At 59.4% G+C, this 23,636-nt stretch carries 21 protein-coding genes; 10 read left to right on the forward strand and 11 right to left on the reverse strand.

The features are described 5' to 3' along the window. Positions 1-33: 33 nt before the first annotated feature. Positions 34-1,623, reverse strand: a complete 1,590-nt coding sequence (aceB, locus tag HY067_08775; protein ID MBI3528051.1) for a malate synthase A — start codon at positions 1,621-1,623, stop codon at positions 34-36. Positions 1,624-1,773: 150 nt separating this feature from the next. Next, positions 1,774-3,051 carry an isocitrate lyase gene (aceA, locus tag HY067_08780; GenBank protein MBI3528052.1) on the reverse strand — a complete coding sequence of 426 codons (1,278 nt, stop codon included), beginning with the start codon at positions 3,049-3,051 and terminating at the stop codon, positions 1,774-1,776. A 550-nt stretch (positions 3,052-3,601) separates the two neighbouring features. Here aceA and icd point away from each other — a divergent pair. Beyond that, positions 3,602-4,846, forward strand: coding sequence for an NADP-dependent isocitrate dehydrogenase (icd, locus tag HY067_08785; protein ID MBI3528053.1), 1,245 nt, complete (start codon positions 3,602-3,604; stop codon positions 4,844-4,846). Between the two features lie 88 nt (positions 4,847-4,934). On the opposite strand, the gene HY067_08790 is transcribed toward icd, so the two are convergent. Then, on the reverse strand, positions 4,935-5,138 hold the full coding sequence (locus HY067_08790; protein MBI3528054.1) for a cold-shock protein: 204 nt from the start codon (positions 5,136-5,138) through the stop codon (positions 4,935-4,937). Positions 5,139-5,428: 290 nt separating this feature from the next. On the opposite strand from HY067_08790, the gene clpS reads away from it, so the two are divergent. Both clpS and clpA read left to right on the forward strand, forming a co-directional pair. Then, positions 5,429-5,737, forward strand: coding sequence for an ATP-dependent Clp protease adapter ClpS (gene clpS / locus HY067_08795; GenBank protein MBI3528055.1), 309 nt, complete (start codon positions 5,429-5,431; stop codon positions 5,735-5,737). Further along, positions 5,734-8,016 (forward strand): ATP-dependent Clp protease ATP-binding subunit ClpA, encoded by a 2,283-nt coding sequence (clpA, locus tag HY067_08800; GenBank protein MBI3528056.1) that lies wholly within the window; start codon positions 5,734-5,736, stop codon positions 8,014-8,016. The genes clpS and clpA overlap by 4 nt, the downstream gene beginning before the upstream one ends. A gap of 64 nt (positions 8,017-8,080) precedes the next feature. On the opposite strand, the gene HY067_08805 is transcribed toward clpA, so the two are convergent. Next, positions 8,081-8,920, reverse strand: a complete 840-nt coding sequence (locus HY067_08805) for a sulfurtransferase (GenBank protein MBI3528057.1) — start codon at positions 8,918-8,920, stop codon at positions 8,081-8,083. A 50-nt stretch (positions 8,921-8,970) separates the two neighbouring features. After that, positions 8,971-10,074 (reverse strand): aromatic ring-hydroxylating dioxygenase subunit alpha, encoded by a 1,104-nt coding sequence (locus HY067_08810; protein MBI3528058.1) that lies wholly within the window; start codon positions 10,072-10,074, stop codon positions 8,971-8,973. 241 nt (positions 10,075-10,315) lie between these two features. Here HY067_08810 and HY067_08815 point away from each other — a divergent pair, with 241 nt between their 5' ends. From HY067_08815 to HY067_08830, 4 genes are all read left to right on the forward strand, one after another. Continuing rightward, on the forward strand, positions 10,316-10,555 hold the full coding sequence (locus tag HY067_08815) for an exodeoxyribonuclease VII small subunit (protein MBI3528059.1): 240 nt from the start codon (positions 10,316-10,318) through the stop codon (positions 10,553-10,555). A gap of 13 nt (positions 10,556-10,568) precedes the next feature. Beyond that, positions 10,569-11,438, forward strand: coding sequence for a polyprenyl synthetase family protein (locus HY067_08820; GenBank protein MBI3528060.1), 870 nt, complete (start codon positions 10,569-10,571; stop codon positions 11,436-11,438). Between the two features lie 47 nt (positions 11,439-11,485). Continuing rightward, positions 11,486-13,330 (forward strand): 1-deoxy-D-xylulose-5-phosphate synthase, encoded by a 1,845-nt coding sequence (gene dxs / locus HY067_08825; protein ID MBI3528061.1) that lies wholly within the window; start codon positions 11,486-11,488, stop codon positions 13,328-13,330. 67 nt (positions 13,331-13,397) lie between these two features. Next, positions 13,398-14,201 carry a GTP cyclohydrolase I FolE2 gene (locus tag HY067_08830; protein ID MBI3528062.1) on the forward strand — a complete coding sequence of 268 codons (804 nt, stop codon included), beginning with the start codon at positions 13,398-13,400 and terminating at the stop codon, positions 14,199-14,201. Positions 14,202-14,261: 60 nt separating this feature from the next. Here HY067_08830 and HY067_08835 read toward each other — a convergent pair whose 3' ends face one another. After that, complete coding sequence (locus HY067_08835; protein ID MBI3528063.1) at positions 14,262-15,200, reverse strand: NAD-dependent epimerase/dehydratase family protein; 939 nt, start codon at positions 15,198-15,200, stop codon at positions 14,262-14,264. Further along, positions 15,197-16,195, reverse strand: a complete 999-nt coding sequence (locus HY067_08840) for an FAH family protein (protein MBI3528064.1) — start codon at positions 16,193-16,195, stop codon at positions 15,197-15,199. Before HY067_08840 ends, HY067_08835 begins: the two co-directional genes overlap by 4 nt. 136 nt (positions 16,196-16,331) lie before the next feature. Between HY067_08840 and pcaD the strand changes: the two genes are divergently transcribed. Next, positions 16,332-17,114 (forward strand): 3-oxoadipate enol-lactonase, encoded by a 783-nt coding sequence (gene pcaD / locus HY067_08845; GenBank protein MBI3528065.1) that lies wholly within the window; start codon positions 16,332-16,334, stop codon positions 17,112-17,114. Positions 17,115-17,117: 3 nt separating this feature from the next. On the opposite strand, the gene HY067_08850 is transcribed toward pcaD, so the two are convergent. Further along, positions 17,118-18,509, reverse strand: coding sequence for a hypothetical protein (locus HY067_08850; protein ID MBI3528066.1), 1,392 nt, complete (start codon positions 18,507-18,509; stop codon positions 17,118-17,120). Positions 18,510-18,645: 136 nt separating this feature from the next. On the opposite strand from HY067_08850, the gene HY067_08855 reads away from it, so the two are divergent. Further along, positions 18,646-19,194, forward strand: coding sequence for a hypothetical protein (locus HY067_08855; GenBank protein MBI3528067.1), 549 nt, complete (start codon positions 18,646-18,648; stop codon positions 19,192-19,194). Between the two features lie 13 nt (positions 19,195-19,207). Beyond that, positions 19,208-20,392, forward strand: coding sequence for a fumarylacetoacetate hydrolase family protein (locus tag HY067_08860; protein MBI3528068.1), 1,185 nt, complete (start codon positions 19,208-19,210; stop codon positions 20,390-20,392). Between the two features lie 30 nt (positions 20,393-20,422). On the opposite strand, the gene HY067_08865 is transcribed toward HY067_08860, so the two are convergent. Genes HY067_08865 through HY067_08875 form a run of 3 tightly spaced genes read right to left on the reverse strand, consistent with a single transcriptional unit; the run spans position 20,423 to position 23,533 of the window. Next, positions 20,423-21,280, reverse strand: a complete 858-nt coding sequence (locus HY067_08865; protein ID MBI3528069.1) for an isocitrate lyase/PEP mutase family protein — start codon at positions 21,278-21,280, stop codon at positions 20,423-20,425. A 26-nt stretch (positions 21,281-21,306) separates the two neighbouring features. Next, the gene (locus HY067_08870) at positions 21,307-22,230 is read right to left on the reverse strand and encodes an aldo/keto reductase (protein ID MBI3528070.1); all 924 of its coding nucleotides are present in this window, start codon (positions 22,228-22,230) and stop codon (positions 21,307-21,309) included. Further along, positions 22,139-23,533 (reverse strand): MFS transporter, encoded by a 1,395-nt coding sequence (locus HY067_08875; GenBank protein MBI3528071.1) that lies wholly within the window; start codon positions 23,531-23,533, stop codon positions 22,139-22,141. Before HY067_08875 ends, HY067_08870 begins: the two co-directional genes overlap by 92 nt. Positions 23,534-23,636: the final 103 nt, after the last annotated feature.

Consider the following 23,636-nt stretch of genomic DNA (forward strand, 5'->3'; position numbering starts at 1 on the left):
GCCACCCACCCCGTGCGGCGACCCGAATGGAGGTCAACGGTGTTCGTGCGCGGTGACGTATTCGTACGCGGGCAGGGTGAGGAACTCGACGAAATCCTCAGCGAGCGTTAGTTCCTCGAACATTTTGGCGCCTTCTTCGTATTTGCCCGCTGCATAACCCTTGTCGCCCAGCATCTCCCGGACTTTGGCCAGTTCCTGCGGCACGAGCTGACGGAACAATTCCTTGCTGACCTTGCGGCCGTCGTCGAGAACGCCATGCTGGCTGCGGACCCAGTGCCAGATTTGGGCCCGGGAAATCTCCGCAGTTGCGGCATCCTCCATGAGATTGAAGATCGGCACGCAGCCGGTGCCGGCGAGCCAGGCGCCAAGGTACTGAATGCCGATGTTGATGTTGATGCGCAGGCCCTGTTCGGTGATCGGGCCTTTCGGCTGGAAATTGATCAGGTCTTTTGCCGCGACGTTGACGTCATTGCGCTTTTTATGGATCTGGTTGGGCGTATTCATCGCCTTGTCGAATGCCTCCTTTGCTACTGCGACCAACCCGGGGTGCGCGACCCATGTGCCGTCATGGCCATCGGTTGCCTCGCGGTCTTTGTCCGCACGCACCTTGGCAAGCGCGGCCTCATTGGCCGCGGAGTCGTTCTTGATCGGGATCTGCGCGGCCATGCCACCCATCGCAAAGGCGCCGCGCTTGTGACAGGTCTTGATCAGCAACAGCGAATAGGCGCGCATGAACGGGCTGGTCATGGTCACGAGGCTGCGGTCGGCGAGGATGAAATCCTTCTGGTTCCGGAATTTCTTGATGCAGCTGAAGATGTAATCCCAGCGGCCGCAATTGAGGCCGGCCGAATGCTCGCGTAGTTCGAAAAGGATTTCCTCCATTTCGAAGGCTGCGAGAATGGTCTCGATCAGGACGGTGGCCTTGACGGTGCCTTGCGGTGTGCCCAATTCCTTTTGCGCGAATACGAACACCTCGTTCCACAACCGCGCCTCGAGATGGGATTCCATCTTCGGCAGATAGAGGTAGATACCCGATTTCTTTTTCATGCGCGGCCTGGCGTTGTGGAAGAAATACAGCCCGAAGTCGAACAGCGAGCCCGACATCGGCTGGCCGTCTATTACGATGTGTTTTTCGTTCAGATGCCAGCCGCGAGGGCGCACCAGCAGCGTCGCCGGCTTCTCGGCTAGTTTGTACTGTTTGCCCTCGGCACTGGTGAACGAAATGGTGCCGGCGACCGCATCGCGCATGTTGATCTGGCCTTGAACCTGGTTGTCCCAGGTCGGCGTCGACGAATCCTCGAAGTCCGCCATGAACATGTTGGCACCGGAATTGAGCGCGTTGATCACCATCTTGCGGTCGGTCGGTCCGGTAATTTCCACGCGACGGTCCTGCAAGTCCTTCGGTACTGCGGCGACCTCCCATGCAGCATCGCGAATCGGTTTGGTTTCGGCGAGAAAATCCGGCAGCTTGCCGGAGTCGATTTCCTTTTGTCTCTGGACGCGGCGGGCAAGCAATTCGACTCGGCGTGCATTGAAGCTGCGATGCAGCTTGGCCAGAAAGCTGAGCGCGCCGCCGGTGAGTATCTGCGCATACTCGGGGGAGACACTGCCGAGCACTTGCATGCCGGCGGGAACATTCGGCTGAGTCACGTTGAGGCTCCGGATTGAAATTTCATATTGTGAAAAATGATTTCGCCAAATGATAAATAAGAAACGCCACGGGAACAAGCAAAGCCTGCTACACCGCGGCGGTAAGAAAACTGTGGAACAGGGTCAGACGAATTGTTCTTCTTCAGTAGAACCCGTCAAAGCCGTTACCGACGACTTGCCCGCCTGCACAGCCTGCGTGACTTCGTCGAAATAACCGGTGCCGACTTCGCGCTGATGCTTGGTCGCCGTGTAACCGTTGGCTTCCGCCGCAAACTCAGCCTGCTGGAGCTTCACATAAGCGGTCATGTTTTCGGTGGCGTAACCGCGCGCCAGTTCGAACATGCCGTAGTTCAGCGCATGGAAGCCGGCCAGGGTGATGAACTGGAACTTGTAGCCCATCGCGCCCAGCTCGCGCTGGAATTTGGCGATGGTGCCGTCGTCGAGATTTTTCTTCCAGTTGAAGGAAGGCGAACAGTTGTAGGAAAGCAGTTTGCCCGGATACTGCCTGTGGATGGCCTCGGCGAATTGCCGAGCGAAGGCGAGGTCCGGCTTCCCGGTTTCGCACCAGATCAGATCGGCGTAAGGCGCATAAGCGAGGCCGCGCGAAATCGCTTGCTGGATGCCGTTGATCACCCGGTAATAGCCTTCGGCCGTGCGCTCGCCGGTGCAGAACGGTTTATCGTTGTCATCCACATCCGATGTGATGAGATTCGCGGCCTCCGCGTCCGTGCGCGCGAACAGCACCGTCGGTACGCCCATGATGTCCGACGCCAGACGGGCGGCGGCAAGTTTCTGTACCGCTTCCTGGGTCGGAACCAGCACTTTGCCGCCCATGTGTCCGCATTTCTTTGCTGACGCGAGCTGATCTTCGAAATGAACGCCGGCGGCACCGGCGTCGATCATCGATTTCATCAATTCGAAGGCGTTGAGCACGCCGCCGAATCCGGCCTCCGCGTCGGCGACGATCGGCGCAAACCAGTCGATCCCGTCTTTGCCTTCCGAGTGATGAATCTGGTCCGCGCGAATGAAGGTGTTGTTGATGCGACGCACGACTGCAGGAACGCTGTCGGCGGGATAGAGCGACTGATCGGGATACATCTCGCCGGCGAGATTGGCATCCGCGGCGACTTGCCAACCGGAAAGGTAGATGGCTTTCAGACCGGCTTTTACCTGCTGCATCGCCTGATTGCCTGTCAGTGCACCGAGCGCATTGACGAAAGCTTCCTCATTGACGAGCTGCCAGAGTTTTTCGGCGCCACGACGGGCAAGCGAGTATTCGATGTGAACTGTTCCACGCAGCTGATAGACGTCTTCGGCGGAGTAAGGCCGTTGCACCCCCTTCCAGCGTGGGTTGCTGTTCCAGTCTTTGTGGATTTCTGCGATGGCCTGGTCGCGATTCATGATGGTCTCCTGTCGGCTAGTTCAAGCGTTTTTTTACGGACGGCGCGGAGACATCGGCTCACCGAATCAGGCCGTCGATGCGGAATTCCGCAGCGGTTCTGATCCACTTGCCGAGTGCTTGCGGCGCTTTATATCCACGTGAAGGCCAGAGATCGGATCTGGCGGAATCATTGAAGATGCTGCGTGTAGTGGCATCTTGTATCGACGTTACGTGCGGGTTTGTATGACGCAACGGTGGTGGACAAACGTTACATCAAATTTTTTACGCATCGCAACAATCGCAAGCCGTCTTAAGTAGTACTTGATAATCAAATAATAAGAAATTCTATATGTGCGAAATTTTGCAATGCGAAAAATGGTTTCAGAATTGTCAGACGCAGTCTTAATCTGCGCAATGGCGTGCTGCGGTGTGCAGAATACGTTCAAGCTGAAGGTCGAAATCCGTGGTTTTTGTGTCGCGGCCAATCGTTGCTTTACAATTGCCGCTCTCAGGCAGGCCACATAAGCGCTTGCAATTCAGTTACATCCACCCATCGAGGCAGACTATTCCATGTATCAGCACATCAAAGTGCCGTCCACCGGCGAAAAAATCACCGTCAACAAGGATTTCTCGTTGAGCGTACCGGCCAACCCGATCATCCCTTTCATCGAAGGGGACGGAACCGGCGTGGACATCACGCCGGTCATGCGCAAGGTGGTGGATGCAGCCGTAAACGCTGCCTATGAGACGAAGCGCAAGATCGTATGGATGGAAATGTTTGCAGGTGAAAAATCCTGCAAAGTCTACGGCGAAAACGTCTGGCTGCCGGAAGAGACCCTCCAGGCCAGCAGGGAATTCGTGGTATCGATCAAGGGCCCGCTCACCACTCCGGTTGGCGGCGGCATTCGCTCGATCAACGTTGCCTTACGCCAGGAGCTTGACCTCTATGTCTGTCTGCGTCCGGTGCGTTATTTCAAGGGTGTGCCCAGCCCGCTCAAGCAACCCGAGAAAACCGACATGGTGATTTTCCGCGAAAACTCCGAGGACATCTACGCTGGTATCGAGTGGGCGGCGGAGTCCGACAGCGCGCGCAAGCTGATCGATTTCCTGATCAAGGAAATGGGGGTCAAGAAAATCCGCTTTCCGCAGACATCCGGGATCGGCATCAAGCCGGTGTCGCGCGAGGGAACCGAACGCCTGGTCCGCAAGGCGATTCAGTACGCGATCGATAACAAGCGCCGGTCCGTGACTCTGGTGCACAAAGGCAACATCATGAAATTCACCGAAGGCGGCTTCCGTGATTGGGGCTACGCGCTTGCCAAGCGCGAATTCGGTGCACAACTCGTGGACGGCGGTCCATGGATGAAACTGCCCGGCGGAATCATCATCAAAGATGTGATTGCAGACGCTTTCCTGCAGCAGATCCTGCTGCGTCCGGACGAGTACGACGTCATCGCAACGCTTAATCTGAATGGCGACTACATTTCCGACGCGCTGGCTGCCCAGGTTGGCGGCATAGGTATTGCTCCTGGCGCGAATACCAGCGATTCAGTCGCGATGTTCGAAGCGACCCATGGCACGGCGCCAAAATACGCGGGCAAGGACTACGTCAATCCGGGCTCGCTGATTCTCTCGGCGGAAATGATGCTGCGCCACATGGGTTGGGTGGAAGCGTCGGACCTGATCGTCAAATCGATGGAGGCGGCGATCAACGACAAGGTGGTCACTTATGACTTTGCGCGACTGATGACCGGGGCAACACAAGTGTCCTGCTCCGGATTCGGGAACGCAATGATCGAACGCATGCGGGGCTGAACGCTGCGCCAAAAACAAAAAGCCCGCGACGGGGTCGCGGGCTTCGAATATTCTGAAACTCCATGCGGATCTTGATCCGCTCCGGGTATCAGGCGGCCTGTATGTTGGAGGCTTGCTTGCCCTTGGGACCCTGGGTGACCTCGAAACTCACCTTCTGGCCTTCCTTCAGCGTCTTGAAACCGTTCATCTGAATTGCCGAAAAATGCGCAAACAGATCTTCGCTGCCGTCATCGGGCGTGATGAAACCGTAGCCCTTTGCATCGTTGAACCACTTAACCGTACCGATTGCCATACATCCCTTCCCCTGGAGAAAAACGCGGGCCGGAAACCCGCCGATCGTTTGAGTTTCAAGTCCGCGTTATCGGCAAAACCGGTACTGCAGTATGCTTGAAGCCAAACACCAATTCGCTTTGTAGGTTATTTATTTTGGGAAGTCAAGTGGGTAAAACGCGCGCAAGCAATTGTTGCAATGCAGTTTTAAGCGCTTCGCCGGATCCGGGCAGGCACGAATTCTGCACTTGTATTTTCCCCGGTTATCCGCAAAATTAGACCTAAGTGAAAGCAGTGAAGCGAGACGAAGGCATGGCAACGGGAAATCGTGACAGCACGCTCCTAGAAGCCGAAAAAAGCAAGGTCAAACAGCCTCCGCTGTTCAAGGTCCTGCTACTGAACGACGATTACACACCCATGGACTTTGTCGTCGCGGTTCTGCAGACTTTCTTTTCGATGACCAGGGAGCAGGCGACCCAGATAATGCTCAAAGTTCACAGGGAAGGCATGGGGGTCTGCGGCGTGTATCCTAGAGACGTTGCGGCGACCAAGGTGGAACAGGTCATTGCGTTTTCGAAACAGCATCAACATCCGCTTCAATGCGTGATGGAGGAAATATGATTGCGCAGGAGCTAGAAGTCAGTTTGCACATGGCGTTCATGGAAGCCCGGCAGAAGCGCCACGAGTTCATTACCGTGGAGCACTTGCTGCTCGCCATGCTGGACAATCCGTCTGCCGCGGAAGTCCTGCGCGCCTGTGCGGCCAACGTCGAGGAACTGCGCAAACTCCTGACTGATTTCATCAATGAACATACCCCGGTGGTGAGCGGCGAGGATGTCGATACCCAGCCGACGCTCGGATTCCAGCGCGTGATCCAGCGCGCGATCCTGCATGTGCAGTCGTCCGGCAAGAAGGAAGTGACCGGCGCCAATGTCCTGGTGGCCATTTTCGGCGAGAAAGATTCCCACGCCGTGTATTTCCTGCACCAGAAGGGGGTTACACGTCTCGATGTAGTGAATTTCATTTCGCACGGCATCACCAAGGTTCCGCAGACGACACCCGCCAAAACGCAGCCGGAAAGTGAGGCGGATTCTGATCAGGAACAGAATTCCGGCGGCGCGCTGGAAAGCTACACGCTGAACCTGAACGCGCTCGCCATTTCCGGCAAGATCGATCCGTTGATCGGGCGCGAGCGCGAACTCGAGCGCGTCATTCAAACACTGTGCCGCCGGCGCAAGAACAACCCGCTGCTGGTGGGCGAGGCCGGTGTGGGCAAGACCGCAATCGCCGAAGGATTGGCACGCCGGATCATCGAAGGCGCCGTGCCGGAAATTCTGGCCCGTTGCCAGGTTTACGCGCTGGACATGGGCTCGCTGCTGGCGGGAACAAAATATCGTGGCGATTTCGAGCAGCGCCTGAAAGCGGTGCTCAAGCAACTCACCGACAATCCGAATGCAATCCTGTTCATCGATGAAATCCATACACTGATCGGTGCGGGTGCTGCCTCGGGCGGGACGCTCGACGCCTCAAATCTGCTGAAGCCCGCGCTTTCCTCGGGCAGCCTCAAGTGCATCGGTGCGACGACCTACACCGAATACCGGGGCATTTTCGAGAAAGATCATGCGCTGTCGCGCCGGTTTCAGAAAATCGACGTAACGGAGCCTTCAGTCGCCGAAACCGTCGAGATCCTGCGCGGATTGAAGACGAGGTTCGAAGCACATCACGGCGTCAAATACACCGCGTCAGCCCTGACTTCCGCCGCGGAACTTTCGGCGCGTTTCATCAACGACCGCCATCTCCCCGACAAGGCGATCGACGTGATCGACGAGGCAGGGGCGGCGCAGCGCATCCTGCCGAAATCAAAGCAGAAGCGCGTCATCAGCAAACACGAGATCGAAGAGACTATCGCCAAGATCGCGCGTGTACCTGCCCAGAGCGTTTCGTCGACTGACCGCAGCAAGCTGCAGAATCTCGATCGCGACCTGAAAGCCGTGGTGTTCGGCCAGGACCGAGCAATCGATGCGCTGGCGGCTTCGATCAAAATGTCGCGAAGCGGGCTTGGTAATCCGCAGAAGCCGATCGGCAGTTTCCTGTTCAGCGGGCCGACCGGCGTGGGCAAGACCGAGGTGGCACGTCAGCTCGCCTATACGATGGGTGTGGAATTGATCCGCTTCGATATGTCGGAATACATGGAGCGCCATGCGGTGTCCCGGCTGATCGGCGCGCCACCGGGTTATGTCGGGTTCGACCAGGGTGGGTTGCTGACCGAACAAATTGCGAAGCATCCGTATTCGGTGGTGCTGCTCGACGAAATCGAAAAGGCTCACCCTGACATCTTCAACATCATGCTGCAGGTGATGGACCACGGTACGCTCACCGACAACAACGGTCGCAAGGCGGATTTCCGCAATACGGTAATCGTCATGACCACCAACGCCGGCGCCGCGGAACTGTCCAAAACCACGATGGGATTCACCCAGCAGCGCGCCGTGGGCGACGAGATGGCGGAAATCAAGCGTATGTTCACGCCGGAATTCCGCAATCGGCTCGACGCCATCATTTCCTTTGCCGCGCTTTCCCAGGAAATCATCGTGCGGGTTGTGGACAAGTTCCTGATGCAACTCGAAGAACAGTTGCACGAAAAGAAGGTGGAGGTCGCGTTTACCGATGCGCTCAAGGCTTATCTTGCCAAGAACGGGTTTGATCCGCATATGGGAGCGCGTCCGATGGCTCGCCTGATCCAGGACACCATACGCAGCGCGCTGGCCGACGAACTGCTGTTCGGAAAGCTCGCCGGCGGCGGCAGCGTTACGGTGGATGTCGATGCCGAAGGAAAAACGAAATTGCAGATCAACGAGGCCAAGCGCGAAACCAAGGACAAGGAAGAAAGCGTCGCCTGAGAATCGCGCGCAAAAAAAGCCGGACCCTGGTGGTCCGGCTTTTTCCTTTACGGGATTGTCGGAATCAGGTGGCGCGCGGTCTGGAGGGATCGGCGATCCACTCGCTCCAGGAGCCTGGATAGAGCCGCCCTCCCTTCAATCCGGCGATCTCCATCGCCAGCAGGTTGTGGCACGCTGTTACGCCCGAACCGCATTGGCTCACGATTATTTCCGGCGATCCGTTGCCGACAAACGGCCTGAAGTCGTCGCGCAGTTGCTCCGGCGACTTGAAGAGTCCCTGCGGCGTCAGATTGTCTTTGAAAAATCGATTTAGCGCACCGGGAATGTGACCGCCTATCGGGTCGATGGTCTCGTTCTGTCCGTGATAGCGATCATTGGCGCGCGCATCGATCATCACCATGTCCGGCGAATGCAGATGCTCCAGCACGTATTTCGCATTCACCGGAGATTTTTGAGGTGTGCCCGTGAATCGGCTCGGCTTCGGCACGGGCACTCTGGCAGTAACCGGTTGTCCGGCGGCGAGCCATGCCTGCCAGCCGCCATCGAGCACGGCTACGCTTTGATGTCCCATCCAGCGCAGCATCCACCACAATCGCGAGCCGTACACGCCTCCGGCGTTGTCGTAGCCGATCACCTGCTTGTCGTTCGACACGCCCATGCGCGCGAGCCAGTCGGCGAACACGTTCGGATCCGGCAGCGGATGCCGTCCATTGCGCCCGGTCAGGGGCGCGGCGAGGTCGCGATCCAGGTGCGCGAACCGAGCGTTCAGAATATGGGATTGCGCATAGGCCTCGATGCCGAATTCCGGGTTGGTCAGCTCGTGACGGCAATCGAAAATCACGAATGCCGGATCATCAAGGTGCTTCGCAAGATCGACGACGGAAATCAGCGTGGTATGGCTCATAAGGATATCGCAGCCATGTATTAATGACCGGGGCGAGCAGTGATCGGCAGTTACAGATGCGGTTGAATGCGGGCGCGCACGAATTCATGAAAATGAATCATGCCGTCTTCCATCGGCGACTGGTACGGGCCGAACTCGTTGCGATGCTGCTGATGGAGTGCGCGGCGACCTTCCGTCATGCGCACGCAGATTTCTTCATCTTCCCTTGCGGTCTCGGCGTAGGCTTTTTGCTCCGCTTCGACAAACTCGCGCTCGAACAGCACGATGTCTTCCGGATAATAGAATTCCACGATATTGGTGCAGTGTTCTGGATTTCTCGGCAGGATGGTGCTGACAACCAGCACGTTCGGATACCATTCGACCATGACATTCGGGTAATACGTCAGCCAGATCGCGCCTTGTTTCGGCATCTCGCCATTGTTGTAACGCAGGACGGCTTCGTGCCACTTTTGATAGGCTGCAGTGCCAGGTTTGCCCAGCGCCTGGTTGAGTCCCACGGTCTGGACGCTGTACCAGTCGCCGAACTCCCATTTGAGGTCTTCGGCGTCCACGAATTGTCCGAGTCCCGGATGAAAAGGTCCGACGTGGTAGTCCTCGAGATAAACCTCGATGAATGTCTTCCAGTTGACCGGGTATTCATGGGTAACCACACGATCAAGCGTATAGCCGGAAAAATCCAGGTCGGCGAGCACGCCCAAGCTCGCCAAATCGCGATTCGGATCGCGCGGTCCTGCGAACTGAAGGCCATTCCAGCCAGTCAACGCTGTCTTGCCGAGATCGAGGCAGGGATTGCCCGGAAAATGCGGAGCGCCGAGCAATTTGCCCGACATGTCGTAAGTCCAGCGGTGCAACGGGCACACGATGTTCTGGGCGTGACCGCGGCCTTTCAGCATGATCGACTGCCGGTGGCGGCAGACGTTCGACAGCAGCTCCAGGCCGCTCTGGTTGCGCACCAACACCTTTGCGTGGTTCATCCAGTCGAGTGAGCGGTAATCTCCCACTTCGGGAACCATCAATTCATGACCGACGTAACCCGGCCCGCCCTCGAACAGGAGTTTCTGTTCGATTTCGGCGACCTGCGGATCGAAATACCAATCGATCGGCAGTTGCACCGGCGTTCGGGTCAAGGCGGAAACATTAGCCAGGTCGGTCATAACCAGGTGTCCCGTGCGGCACAAAAATAATAAAAAAACCGCCCCCGGCATGACGCATAAAAATGGGGCGGAATTCCGATGAGGATTTTCCCTTAAAACCCTACCCGACGCAACGGTTTCGAGGCGAGAAATCAGTCCCCTGTAATGTAATCGGACCATCGTTCATTGACCCGGGTTCCGGGGATGGGCTATTTTTACAATCTTTCCGGACAGTCGTGCATTCCGTCGCTATCCTTCATCCGTGACCAAATCCAAATCCCAGAACCCGCAATCCTTCGAGGCCGCGCTGGCCGAGATCGAGAGTATCGTCGCCGCGATGGAGGCGGGACAACTGCCGCTCGAGCAATCGTTGAGCGCCTACAAGCGTGGCGCTGAACTGCTCCAGTACTGCCAGACGCGACTCCAGGAGGCCCAGCAACAGGTCAAGATCCTCGAAGCCGGCATACTCAAGAATTTCGACGGTGACGACGGCGCCGACTGATTTTCAGAGCTGGATGCTGGACCGCCAGGACCGCATCGAGAAGACTCTGCATGCCATGCTGCCGGCGCCCGAGATCGCACCGGCACGCTTGCATTCCGCCATGCGTTACGCCGTGCTCGGTGGCGGCAAACGGGTCAGGCCGCTTCTGGCATACGGTGCTGGTGAACTCGCGTCCGCGCCGCCGGAAAGGGTCGATTGCGCAGCAGCTGCAGTCGAAATGATTCACGCCTATTCGCTGGTGCACGACGATATGCCGGCGATGGATGACGATGTGCTGCGCAGGGGCAGGCCGACCGTGCATGTCGAATTCGACGAAGCAACCGCGCTTCTCGTCGGCGACAGCCTGCAGAGCCTGGCTTTCCAGATGTTGTCCGAACGCCGGCTTGCGGACGATGCGCGCCGGCAAGTGGAAATGGTCGAATTGCTGGCGCGCGCAAGCGGTTCCCGCGGCATGGCAGGAGGACAGGCGATCGATCTGGAATCGACCGCCAAGACACTCGCTGTGCCCGAGCTGGAATTCATGCATATTCACAAGACCGGCGCCTTGATCCGCGCTTCGGTGGCGCTGGGCGCACGTTGTGGCAATGGGTTGAGCGATGCGCAGCTCAATCAACTGGATCATTTCAGCAAGTTCATCGGACTCGCTTTCCAGGTGGTGGACGATGTGCTCGATGCGGATTCCAGCACCGCAACGCTGGGCAAGACCGCGGGCAAGGATGCGCGCAACAATAAACCTACCTACGTGAGCGCACTGGGTCTCGAGCGTGCGCGCGAACTTGCGAGGGAGTTGCGCGACAACGCTTTGCGCGCGCTGGAATCATTACCGGAAAACGGCGGGCGCCTGCGGCAGCTTGCCGACTTTGTTGTATTGAGAAAATTCTGACCATCGAGACAACCTGACCCTGGCCGCGCCCGACGCAATCCTACCTCATGTACGAACTGCTGAAGACCATCCAATCCCCCTCCGATTTGCGCGCACTCGAGCGCAAGCAATTGCCCGAACTTGCGCGCCAGTTGCGCGAATTCCTGATCGAATCGGTCGCAATGACCGGCGGGCATCTCTCCTCGAACCTGGGTACCGTGGAACTCACGGTGGCGCTGCACTTTGTGTTCAACACCCCGGAGGATCGGCTGGTATGGGACGTGGGGCATCAGACGTACGCGCACAAGATCCTGACCGGACGGCGTGAACGCATGTCGACGCTGCGCCAGTACGGCGGCATGGCCGGGTTCCCGCGCCGTGTAGAGAGCGAGTTCGATACTTTCGGCACCGCGCATTCGAGTACGTCGATCAGTGCTGCTCTGGGAATGGCAGTGGCCGCGCGCATGAAAGGAGAGGATCGACGGGTAGTGGCAATCATCGGCGACGGCGCCATGACCGCCGGAATGGCTTTCGAGGCATTGAACAACGCCGGCGCGATGGATACCAACCTTCTTGTGGTACTGAACGACAACGACATGTCGATCTCAGAAAACGTGGGCGCGCTGAACAACTATCTTGCCCGGCTGATATCCGGACGGTTTTACGCCGCGGCGTGGAAAACCGGTGAGAAGGTTCTCCGCGTGGTGCCACCGGTGCTGGAGCTTGCAAAGCGAGCGGAGGAGCACGTCAAGGGCATGGTTACGCCAGGCACGCTGTTCGAGGAATTCGGTTTCAACTATATCGGGCCGATCGATGGTCACAATCTCGATGCGCTGGTATCGACGCTGACCAACCTCAGAAAACTCGATGGCCCGCAGTTCCTGCACGTGGTCACGCGCAAGGGCAAGGGCTACGAACGGGCCGAAGGCGATCCGATCCTCTATCACGGGGTGACGAAGTTCGATCCCGGCGCAGGCATTACACCGAAGCCGGCAACCAAGCCGACTTACACCCAGATTTTCGGCGATTGGCTATGCGACATGGCAGCCCTGGATTCGCGTTTGATCGGCATCACGCCGGCGATGCGAGAAGGTTCGGGCATGGTGCGCTTTTCGCAGGAATATCCGGATCGGTATTTCGATGTCGGCATTGCCGAGCAGCACTCGCTGACATTTGCGGCCGGACTGGCTTGCGAAGGGGTGAAGCCGGTTGTCGCGATCTATTCGACTTTTCTGCAGCGCGCCTACGACCAACTCATTCACGACATCTGCATCCAGAACCTTCCGGTGCTGTTCGGGATCGACCGTGCCGGCCTGGTGGGGGCGGACGGTCCGACACACGCGGGCAGCTTCGATCTGACCTATCTGCGTTGTTTGCCGAACATGGTGGTCATGGCCCCATCGGACGAGAATGAATGCCGGCAGATGCTCTACACCGGATATCAGATCGATGCACCAGTCGCCGTGCGTTATCCGCGGGGCAGCGGACCCGGTGTGTCCATCCAGCAGGACATGGCGGCTCTGACTATGGGAAAAGGCGAGATACGGCGCCGCGGCAGCAAAGTGGCGATTCTGGCGTTTGGCGCATTACTCAAACCCTGCTTGGAGGCCGGCGAAAGGTTGGGCGCGACGGTGGCGAACATGCGCTTCGTGAAACCGCTCGACGAAGAACTGATCCGGGAACTTGCCCGGGACCACGAGCATCTGGTGACCGTGGAAGAGAACACCATCCTCGGCGGAGCCGGCAGCGGAGTCCTGGAGGTGATGGAGAAACAAGGACTGCAGAGGCCGACGTTGCAACTCGGGTTGCCCGATCGTTTCATCGATCAAGGTGATCCCGCAAAACTATTGAAGGATTGCGGGCTGGATGCCGAAGGAATTCATCAATCCATTGCGCGATTCATAGCTGAGTAGTTTACTCGGGTATTGACGGCAGCTATAATCGCCCCTATATACCTCGCTCCAGAGGAGCAACTCTTACATGAATTCCCCGGATAGCTTCGCGATTCCAGACGTGCAGGGCTCGACGGATACCCGCCGCCTCGCAATCGACAAGGTCGGCATCAAGGCCATTCGCCATCCCGTGCGCGTGGCGGACCGCGACGGTGGTGTCCAGCACACCATCGCGGCTTTCAACATGTACGTGGGGCTGCCGCACAATTTCAAGGGTACCCACATGTCGCGCTTCGTCGAGATTCTGAATTCCCACGAACGCGAAATTTCGGTCGAGTCCTTCGAGACGATGCTGCGCGACATGGTCAAGCGGCTGGAAGCCGAGTTCGGCCGCATTGAAATGACTTTTCCCTACTTCGTCAACAAGGCCGCTCCGGTGTCCGGGGTGAAGAGCCTGATGGATTACGAGATCACGTTTGCCGGCGAAGTGTCCGGCGACGGCTATTCGTTCACGATGAAAGTTGTGGTGCCGGTGACCAGCCTGTGCCCGTGTTCGAAAAAGATTTCCGAATATGGCGCGCACAATCAGCGCTCGCACGTGACGATCACGGCGCGTACCAACTCGCATGTCTGGATCGAGGAACTCGTGCGCATCGCCGAGCAGGAGTCCTCATGCGAACTGTACGGCCTGCTGAAGCGCCCGGACGAGAAGTACGTCACCGAGCGCGCTTACGACAATCCCAAGTTCGTCGAGGATCTGGTGCGCGATGTAGCGACTGCGCTGAACCAAGACAAGCGGATCGATGGCTACGTCGTGGAATCGGAGAACTTCGAGTCGATTCATAACCACTCGGCGTACGCGCAGATCGAAAAGAATCCGAAGGCAAGTTAGGCGCGCGTCCTGCTCAAACTGAAAGGGCCGCGTTGCGGCCCTTTCAATTTACGAAGCGAATCAAGTCACGCGGCTGCGGTACCAGTCCAGCGTTTGCCCGATTGCCTGGGCCAGCGGCGTCGGCTGCGCGCCGAATGTCGATTCGAACCGGCTCGAATCCATGACGAAATCGCGTTCGAACTGGTAAAGCATTTCCTGAAGTTCCCGGACGTTTTCGTCGAATCGCCCCAGCAAAGCGATCGCAAAACGCGGGGCTGTGCTCAGCTTCGTGCGCTTTCCGAGCTCGCCGTAAACTTTTTCCACAAAGCTGCGCGTAGCAATCGCCGGGGCGCTCGGCACATGCCAGGCTTTGCCCAATGCTTCTTCACGCTCCCCGAGCGTGACCAGCGCATTGCCGAAGTCGTCGATGAAAGTGTAGGTATGCAGGCGATCGGGATCGCCGATCGCTTGCGCGGACCTGCCGGCCAGCGCCCGTCCGAATACGCGGCTGCCCATCATTGCCGCGTCGGTGGCGAAAGGACCAAAAAAATCGGATCCACGTCCGATCGCGCCCCGGACCTTACCTGCGTTGTTTGCGCTCATCAGCGACCGGGCAATGCCGGCGCGAAGGCGGCCTTTCTTCGTTGCGGCGTTCAACGGCAGTTCCTCGGTCATCGGCCTGTCCACCGCGCCATAGGCGTAGAGATTGTCGGCGTAGACGAGCTTCGCCCCTGCGAATGCCGCGCCCTCGACGATACCCGCCGCAATCGACGGAAATTCCGTCCAGCGCGGGTAGGGCAGGCCGATGCAGTGATAGACCACCACCGCCCCTTCGCAGACTTCGCGCGTCCGCCCGGGATCGGCGGCATCGATGCCGCCGACTTCCGTGTGCAGATCCTTTTCGAACCTGACCCGGCTGGAGCGGTTGATCATGCGCACATGCTTGCCGCGGCGGCGCAGCTCGCGCATTACCGCCAGTCCGAGCGGCCCGGTGCCGAAGACCACATGCAGTTCGCTCACAGCGCGCGGATGGTGACCAGGTTGTCCTTTTCCTGCGCGGCACCAAGCGGATTTCGGAGCGGGCGTCCGAACTGCACCGCGTGGATTTCGAACGCGTCCCCGACCCGGGTTTCGATCTTCTTGGTGAAGCTGCCGGTGGCGGCGCCGAAAAAATGCACATGCATGTCGCCGGGCTGGCGGAAGTCGCGATATTTGAAGTGATGATGCTCGAGGTTGCCGATCGAGTGACACATGTTTTCTTCGCCGGACAACCAGTCCTCCGCCCAGATCTCCTTGCCGTCGCGCACCAGGCGTGCCCGCCCGTTAACCGAAGCGGGCAGCGCGCCGATGAGCAACTCCGGTCCGAATGAACATTGGCGCAGCTTCGAATGTGCGAGATAAAGATAGTTCTGGCGTTCCATGACGTGGTCCGCATATTCGTTTCCGAGGGCAAAGCCGACGCGCAACACTTCACCCCGATCGCCGATGATGTAGAGGCCGACGATTTCCACCTCTTCGCCGCCGTCGAGTGCGTAGACCGGCAATTCGAGATCTTGCTCGGGCGCGACCACGCAGCGGCCATCCCCCTTGTAGAACCATTCGGGCGCCGTGCCGATTTTCCCGGTCGCGGGCTTTCCGCCTTCCATGCCCCACTTGAACATCTTCATCGAATCGGTCAGTTCGGACTCGACCTTCTGCAATTTCGCGTGCATCGAATCGCGTGCGGCGGCGCTGCCGAGATGCGACAACCCCGTCCCGGTGATCAGGCAGCGGTAGAGGTCGGGATGATCGAGCGGCGGCAGCAATCGGCGCTCGTCGACGACCTCGTCGTAGTTGACGGTTTCCGGACCAATCTTCGCCTTTGCCGCGGATTCCAGCGAAGAGTTGCCACGCGCAGCGACGAGCGCCAGATCGTAAGTTCGTGTCACGCCCGCGAGCACACGCAAAATCTTGCCATCCTCGGACGCGGCTACCCGGCGGACGCCGGAACGGTCCTTGAATTGAACGAGTCTCAAGATGTTTCCCCCCTTGGTTTTATGGTCCCGGATGACAGCGCCGGAGACGGGGATGTTACGACGAAACAACCGGGACCGGCGCGTCGTTGTGCATGCCGGACGGCCGACCTATACTTTGTCGGCTTGTGGAGGAACGATGAAAGCAAAAACCAATGGCATCGAAATCAACTACTCGATCGAGGGACAGGGTCCATGGGTGGTGATGAGTCATTCACTTGCCTGCGATCGTTCGATGTGGGACGAGCAGGCGCAGCTATTGAAGTCGCACTATCGCGTGCTTCGCTTCGATACCCGCGGCCACGGCGGCAGCGATGCGCCGGATGGCGCGTATACGCTCGACATGCTTTCCGAGGACCTGCTCGGCCTGCTCGACGGACTTTCGTTGGAGGCCCCGCACTTCATCGGCTTGTCGATGGGCGGCATGATCGGCATGACGTTCGCACTCCGGCATCCCGGGCGCTTCCGTAGCCTGGTGTTATGCGATACGTCGAGCCGGATCCCGCCGGAGGCGGGATCCATATGGGAAGATCGCATCAAGATCGCCGCCGAGCAGGGCATGGAACCGCTGGTGGAACCCACGTTGCAGCGCTGGTTCACCGAGCCGTTCTACAAATCGAATAAACCGATGATGGGGCGCGTGGGCCAGATGATTCGCAACACCAGACCGTCGGGCTACATCGGCTGCTGCAGGGCTATCCCGAAAATCGATCTTACCGATCGGCTGGGCGCGATCAAATGTCCGGCGCAGATCATCGTCGGCGATCAGGACGTCGGCACACCGGTGGCCATGTCGCGTGCGATCCACGATGCGATTCCAGGATCCGAACTCGTCGTGATTCCGTCGGCGTCGCATTTGTCCAATCTCGAGCAGCCCGCCGCATTCAACAAGGCAATCGCCGGCTTCCTGGAGCGGCACTGACCGTCATCCCAGCGCAACGATTTCGCTGTCGCGCGGCCGCGAGTTGAAATACTGCACGAGTATCCGGTAGATACCCGCATCGAACGGGGTGTCGGTGCGAGTCCGCAGAATATCCCGCAGATTCATATCGGCATCGGCGGTGCCGAGATGCCGCCAGCGATCCAGGACATGAATCTCGGTTCGCCCAGTCATCGCATCGTGTTCGCGGATGCCGATCGGACCGGGGTGCGGCCAGTCGCGCATCCGCAGCGCATGCAATGCCTGCATCATGCGCATCGAGTGCGCGATCGCGGACTCCCGGCCGACGCAGAGGCCGCGACAGCGTTTGAGCTGATATCCGAGACAGGGCCCGGGTCCGGTTTGCAGGCCGGCACCGATGTGACACAACCCGTACTCGTCGACCGTCTTGCGCAATGCGTTGAGCGCAGTGCGCCGCGATCGGAACATACCGTGCAACCTGCACGTCCGGGATAGATCCAGGCCCGCGGTGTCGACCGGCATCGGGATCGACGGACCCTGGACCGGATCCCATTGCAACGCCCAGAGTTCCTCTTCGTGCCGCGGCTTGCTATTGTGCAGCGGCTGCAGCCGCTGCAACCATCGCATGTGCCGGATCTGCATGCCCAGCTCGCCTGCGGCTACATCCCATTCCACGCGGGCGATGTCTGCGGAAGACCGCCATGCGGGCCGCTTGTCGCCGCTGAAATGCGACAGCACACGTGCCCGTAAATTCGTGCTCTTGCCGACATGCAGGGCCACATTACTCTGCGAGTGGAATGCGTATACGCCGGGTGCATCCGGAATCCGGTCGGGCAGATCCGCCGGCAGGCCTGGTGGCAGTTGCGGCTTTTTCAACTGGTCCGCAACGGCTTTGTGGATTTCGGTCTCATCGAGATCCTGGTGGATGCGTTGCGTGAAATCCCAAAGCACGCGCGCGTCGGCCAGCGCGCGGTGCCGGTTGTCGCAGGCAAGTCCATGACGTTCGATAAGGCTGTCCAGGTTGTGCCGTCGCTCCTGCGGATACAAACGGCGTGACAGCCGCACGGTGCAGAGTACGTCGGGGGCGTATTTCAGTCCGACTCGCCGGAATTCGCTTTGCAGAAATCCAAAATCGAAGCGGGCGTTGTGGGCCACCAGCGTCTTGCCGGCCAGGCGCTGATACAAGTCCTGGGCAAGCTCCGCGAATGTCGGCGCCTTGGCCACCATCGCATCGGTGATGCCGGTCAGTGACTCGATCAAGGGCGGGATCGGTCGTTCCGGGTTCACCAGCGAGCTCCATTCGCCGATGCGGCGGCCCATGTCGACCTCGACCAGCCCGATCTCGGTGATGCGATCGGAATGCGCGGTGGCGCCGGTCGTTTCCAGGTCCAGGAAGATCAGCGCGCGGTCAAGCATTGCCGGAAAGAATTCGTATCTGCACAACCGCCGATTCTAAGATGGCTGGGGCCGGCACGTTGAAAAGCCGGCATCATCGCATGCTGCCGATGCAGCCATCTGTATAATATTCAGAAAAAATCATCAGGGGGAGTCCATGTCATCGCGTTGTCTGCCTTTTCTGCTGCTGGTCGTTGCCTTGCAAGCCTTCGCGAATTCCGAGGCGGAAGCGCCGGCAGGAGGCATTCTCGATTGCGAGCATCCTCCCAGGAATCTAACCCACGCCTTACCGAAACAGGTCGCCATGGCGGCCACCCTGATATGCACGCCTTCGGCACAAATGATTGTCGCCAGGGAAGGATGGGCATGGCGGTTCCCAGGCAGTTTTTTCGACCGGCCTTCGATTCCCGCCTACTCGCCGGTCGAGTCGCGCGCCGAGGCCGGCGGCCGTTACTTCACCGGCTTTAAAGCCACGGAGTTGTCGGATGGCGAAATCAAGAAGCTCCACGAAACGTTTGCCAAAACCCTGGCCACGTATACGGATGCGTCGCCGCCCGCGCGCATTGTCAAGCTCGTTGCCAGAAACGACCAAGGCCATCCGATGGACGCGTATTTCGGATTCAAGTCGCAGAGCGAAGGCTGGGTGGCGCTGTGTGCACCGGACTGCGCGCCGGAATTCTTTTTCCTGATCAACCGCCACGATTGACCGGAGGCAGAACATGAAGTTCTCAGTCGAACAAGTCCTGCCCGCCGATGCGGATCAGGCTACGCTGGTCGGACGCGCCTGGGTGCCGGGACGCAACGCCGGACCGAGCCCCGTGTTCGTTGCCGAGGCAGAAACCTGGGATCTGTCCCGCGTCGCTCCCACAGTCAGCGAATTGCTCAACCTGCAGGATCCGGTCGGGGTCGCGCTCGATGCGGTGAAGAGCGGCTGGGCGAAGCCCGTGGGGGCGATCGCCGATCTGATCGCCAATTCGCATGCGGACCGCCGTGATCCGGCGAAACCTTATCTGCTCACGCCCTGCGACCTGCAGGCGTTACGGGCGTGCGGCGTGACCTTCGTTTCCAGCATGATCGAGCGCGTCATCGAGGAGCACGCCAAGGGAGATCAGGACAAGGCCGATGAAATTCGCCGCTCCATCGGTGTGGAGATCGGTGCGGAAATAAAAACCATCAAGCCGGGGTCACCCGAGGCGAAGCGGGTCAAAGAGTCGCTGATCAAGCGCCATCTCTGGTCGCAATATCTGGAAGTCGGCATCGGGCCCGATGCAGAGGTATTCAACAAGTCGCAACCCATGTCCGCAGTCGGCGTGGGAGCGGAGATCGGCGTGCGCGCCGATTCTTCCTGGAATAACCCGGAGCCGGAAGTCGTGCTGGCGATCAACCGTGCGGGCCGGGTGGTCGGCGCTGCGCTGGGCAACGACGTCAACCTGCGCGATTTCGAGGGACGCAGCGCATTGCTGCTGGGCAAGGCGAAGGATAACAACGCCAGTTGTGCGATCGGCCCGTTCATCCGCCTGTTCGACCGCCACTACGGCATCGACGATCTGCGCCGCACGCACATCCGCATCGAGATTACCGGTCCCGAAGGATACAAGCTTTCCGGTGAAAGCCACCTCGCCAACATCAGCCGCGACCCGCTGGACCTTGCAAGCCAGGCGGTGAATCGCACGCACCAGTATCCCGACGGGACCATGCTGTTTCTCGGTACCCAGTTCGCGCCAGTGCAGGACCGCGACCAGCCTGGCAAGGGCTTCACGCACAAAATCGGCGACGTCGTTTCAATCCGCGCCGATGCTCTCGGCACGCTGGTGAACCGCGTCAATCATTGCGACAAGGTGGTGCCGTGGACCTACGGCGTGAGCGACCTGATGCGGAATCTGGCCGCGAGGGGACTGCTTTAGAGAAAGGCGGTTGAGCGGTTAACGAACGGGTTACAGCCAGTCTTTCATCCAGCGCGCGTAATCGTCGTTGCGCGTAAACCGCTTCATCAGTTCGTCGCTTGCCGTCGTTTCGATTTTCTCCGGCGGCATGCCTTCCCGCAATGCACGCAGCGTGTCATGTACCGCACGCACCGCTGCGGTAAACGGTTGATGCCCTTGCAGGCAGATGCGTACGCCGCGCTGCGCGAGCCAGTCGCGATCCATGAGCTCCTTGCCGGCTCCACCGAGGATCAACGGCAACTTCACTTCCGCCGCAATCGTGTCCAGATCGCTGCGGGACTTGACGCCGACCAGAAAAATCGCGTCCACGCCCGTCGCCCCGTAGGCCTTGGCGCGAGCAATGGTGTCGGCGATGGAAGTCATCGAAGGCGCGCTGGTTCGGCCGGCAATCACCAATCCCGGGTCCCGGCGCGCGGTAACCGCTGCGCGCATCTTGCCCACGCCTTCTTCGATGGAAACCAGGCGTGGCTTGCCGCCGCCGAAAGGAGCGGGCAGGTCCGTGTCCTCGATGGACAGTCCGGCCACGCCTGCCGTTTCGAGTTCTTCGACGGTGCGCATGACGTTCAGCGCGTTGCCATAGCCGTGGTCCGCGTCGCACAGCAACGGCAGGTTGCTCGCGCGACAGATGCGATGCGCCTGCTCTGCGAATTCGGTCAGCGTGAGAACAATGAGGTCCGGTGCCCCGAGCACGGTCATCGAGGCCACGGATCCGGCGAACATCCCGACCTCGAAGCCCAGGTCCTCGGCGATACGGGCTGAGATCGGATCGAACACTGACCCCGGATAGACGCACTTGTTGCCGGAAAGGTCCGAACGGAAACGCTCGCGGCGTGCTTGCCAACGCGACATGAATAAATCTCCCTTAGATTTACAGCCTACAGACTGTCCATGAACGCCACCATTTTTCTGCGCATCGCCGCATCGGGCAAGGCTCCGATGCCCGCCATCATGTTGTCGAGTAAATGGTTCGGTTTGGCGGTCGCGGGAATCACGCAGGTCACCGCGGGATGGCTGAGGATGTACTTCAGGAAAAACTGGCCCCAGGACTTGCAGTCGAACTCCTCCGCCCACGCCGGTACGTCCTTGCCGCGCACGCGGGAGAACAGGCTCGCCTGCGCGAACGGCCGATTGACGATCACGGCAATGCCGAGTTCGCGCGCGAGCGGCAGGATGCGTTCCTCGGCTTCGAGCTCCGCGATCGAATAGTTGAACTGTACGAAATCGAAATCTTTCGTTTTCATCAGGCGCTCCAGCTCGGCGTAGGCGCCGGAATGGTAATGCGTGATGCCGATGTAGCGGATGCGTTCGGCGTCCTTCCATTGCTTCAAGGTACCCAGATGCGTCTTCCAGTCGAGCAGGTTGTGAATCTGCATGAGATCCATGCGCGAGACTTTCATGCGCCGCAGAGATTCCTCCATCTGGCGGATACCGGCTTCCCGGCCGCTGGTCCAAACCTTGGTGGCCATGAACAGCCGTCCGGTGATGCCGAGCTCGGTGGCGAGATCGCCGACGACGGATTCGGACGGCCCGTACATCGGCGAGCTGTCGACCAGCTTGCCGCCTTGCTGCACGAACAGGCGCAGCACGTCCTTCAAGGGATCTCGCTCCGACGCGCCGCCGACGTCGAAGCTCTGGTAGGTGCCGAGGCCGACGATCGGCAGCATCTCGCCGCTCGCCGGAATCGGCCGTGCGGCCATGGCAGGGGCTTCAGCGAACGACCGGTGCATCGCTGCCGATAGCCCGGTCGTTGTCAACGCTTGCAGGACCAGGCGCCGCAGCGGGTTGCGCGGATTGTTCATCTGTTCTCCTCATGACTTCGCTCCGGTTGCGCAATTCGTCCTGGTTGCGCCCGAGCAGCCAGCCTGCGCCCGCCCATAGCAAGGCGATCGGCACGCCGGCGAATGCGATTCCGGCAAATCCCAGCCCGAGCATTCTGAGGCCTTCGAACAGCCAGCCGCTCGCCGCATCGCCGCCGCGAAATACGACAGTGTCAATGAAGTTCTTCGATTTGTATTTCTCTTCCCGGTTCAATACCGTGAACAGGATCTCGCGCGCTGGCCGCGTTATCGCGTATTCGCCGGCGCGCCTGATCACCTGGAATACGACCAGTACCATGAGCGTCGGCATCAATCCGATGGCGAAAAATCCCGCGATCGCCACGATCGGAAACAGCGTGAGCGCGAAGCCGACACCGAAACGACCGATCAGCCGGCCGACGACGAACAACTGGCAGATGAAGGTCAGCACGTTGACCGCGAAGTCGATTTTCGCGAACAGCGCCGTGCGTTCGCCGGAGGACGGGACTTCAACGGCGACGATATTGGCCTGATGAAAATAAAGGAAGGTGCCGAGCAGGGTGCCCAGTACGACGTACACGCAGATGCCGAGCAGATAAGGCGATTTCAGCGCGAGCGTGACGCCGCCAAAGATGCTGCCGCCGATCGCGTCTGCCGATTTTCCCATCGATGACGGGTGTGCCGCCGGATTGCGATCCGACCACGCCGTCAGGCGATAGATGCAAAGGACTGCGGCAAACAGCATGACGGCGGAAAGCGGCAGCAGATTCGCGGGGCCGATCGCCGGCGCCAGCGTTGCCGTGATGATCGGCCCGGCCAGCGCGCCGGTACTGCCACCCGCCGAAATGAAACCGTACAGCCGGCGCGCTTGTTCGTTACGGAACAGATCCGCCATGAAACTCCAGAACACCGACACCACGAACAGGTTGAATACGCTGACCCAGATGAAAAATGCCTGCGCGGTGCGCGCCGGCGCGATGCCCGACTCCAGCAGCACGTGGAACAGCAACAGGTTCGCGGCGAAGAACAGATAGACCATCGGCAGCAGTTTGCGGCGGGGAAACCGCGACGACACCCAGCCGAACAGCGGCACCGCGGCGACCATGGCGAGAAACGTTCCGGTGAACAGCCATTGCAGGTTTTCGACACCACCCTGGATGCCCATCTCGTCGCGGACCGGCCTGAGCACGTAGTAACTGCACAACAGCCAGAAAAAATACGCGAACGACCACAGCATCGCCGCGATTTCCTCCCGGCGGACTTGCACCAGACGATGCAGGGACGGTTGGAGGACGAAAGTGCTCATCGGCTGTGCCGCACTATCGTCATCACGGGGGCACTGGCGAGCGTCATACGTCGGGGCCGACGCCCCGGGGAAATCCCGCACTTTCCACATATTTTTGGCGTAT

It is taken from the genome of Betaproteobacteria bacterium, assembly GCA_016194905.1.
In the GTDB taxonomy this organism is placed as follows: domain Bacteria; phylum Pseudomonadota; class Gammaproteobacteria; order Burkholderiales; family JACQAP01; genus JACQAP01.